Origin of the sequence: Mesorhizobium sp. B1-1-5 (assembly GCF_006443065.1) — a bacterium.
Classification (GTDB): Bacteria; Pseudomonadota; Alphaproteobacteria; order Rhizobiales; family Rhizobiaceae; genus Mesorhizobium.
In genome coordinates, this window is record NZ_VFWS01000362.1 from 1 (window position 1) to 1,471 (window position 1,471).

Consider the following 1,471-nt stretch of genomic DNA (forward strand, 5'->3'; position numbering starts at 1 on the left):
ACGCCTTGCTGTCGGCCGTCGTCGCCGACGGCATGACCGGCCGCCGGCACCGTTCCAACTGCGAACTGGTGGCGCAAGGCTTCGCCAACATCGCCTCGGCCCTGTTCGGCGGCATCTGCACCACCGGCACCATTGCCCGTACCGCCACCAATGTGCGGGCCGGCGCGCACGGGCCGGTTTCGGGCATGATCCACTCCATGATCCTGCTCGTCCTGATGCTGGCGGCAGCGCCGCTCGCCAGCTACATCCCGCTCTCCGCCCTCGCCGGCGTGCTGGCGGTGGTGTGCTGGAACATGTTCGAGAAGCAGGCTTTCGCCACGCTGCTGCGCGCCTCGCGCGGCGATGCGCTGGTGCTGATGGCCACCTTCCTGATCGTGGTCTTCCGCGACTTGACCGAAGGCATCGTTGTCGGATTCGCGCTGGGCTCGATCCTGTTCATCGACCGCATGGCGAAATCCATCGCCGTCGAGGCCGACCAGACGCTGGTGCCTGAGGACGTCGCCGACCGCGAGAGCGTCTATGATTCCAGGGACGCGACCGACGCCAACACCGTCGTCTACCGCATCTCCGGCGCATTCTTCTTCGGCGCCGCTTCGACCGTCGGCGCGGTGCTCGACCGCATCGCCGACCAGCGCAAGAACTTCATCCTCGACTGCTCGGCGGTGCCGTTCTTCGATTCGACCGCGGCCAATGTCATCGAGGGTGCGGCGCACAAGGCCAGGCGCGCCGGCGTGCGCTTTGTCATATCTGGCGCTTCGCCGCAGACAAGACGCACGCTGATCAACCACGGCCTCAAGCGCCCGCTGGTGACCTACGCCGCCTCGATCCGGGCAGCGCAGGCGCAGTTGGAGGGAAAAAGGGCAGCGCAGTAGCTTGCATTCTTCTTCCTTTCAACGCGCCGGGAAGCACCTCTCATGGGTTGAGCGATCGTGAACCGCTGACAAACGGACTTCCCCGGACGTAAAATCGCAGCAGGCGGTCGGCATCCTTCGAAATGCCGATCCGAACGCTCTGCCCGATTTCGCCGGGGTCGCGGCCATCGCTTGCAAGCCATAGAGGGCCTTCCCGGCAAAGATCGAGCCCGTCGAGCGAACGGTCGATCCGCAACGCCATGGCGAGCCTTCCCGGTCCTCGCGCCAGGTCACGCAGGCGCTCGATGCCGCGATTGAGCTGCATGATCGGAATGCCGTCGAGCGGCTCCAGTGCCCTGATCAGGACGCCGGTTCCGATGCCGGGCATCTCGCTCGAGACATTCAGCATGTATGAGATGCCGTAGGCGAGATAGACATAGGCATGCCCGCGCTCGAGGAACAGCGAGCGATTGCGCGGGGTCATTCCCCTGAAGCCGTGCCCGGCAGCATCGCCGGCGACATACGCCTCGGTCTCGACGATGCGGCCGCTGGCAATGCCTTCGGGCAATTCCCGGACCACGATCTTGCCGATGAGATAGCGCGCGAGAGCGGCCGTATCG

General features: G+C 65.5%; 2 protein-coding genes. One reads left to right on the plus strand and one right to left on the minus strand.

Going from position 1 to position 1,471, the window contains the following annotated elements:
• The coding region (locus tag FJ980_RS31360; RefSeq protein ID WP_140547407.1) for a SulP family inorganic anion transporter at positions 1-872 on the plus strand (872 nt) is incomplete at its 5' end.
• Positions 873-912: 40 nt separating this feature from the next.
• On the opposite strand, the gene FJ980_RS31365 is transcribed toward FJ980_RS31360, so the two are convergent.
• Positions 913-1,471 (minus strand): DNA-3-methyladenine glycosylase (locus FJ980_RS31365; protein WP_140547408.1); only part of this gene is annotated, 559 nt, incomplete at its 5' end.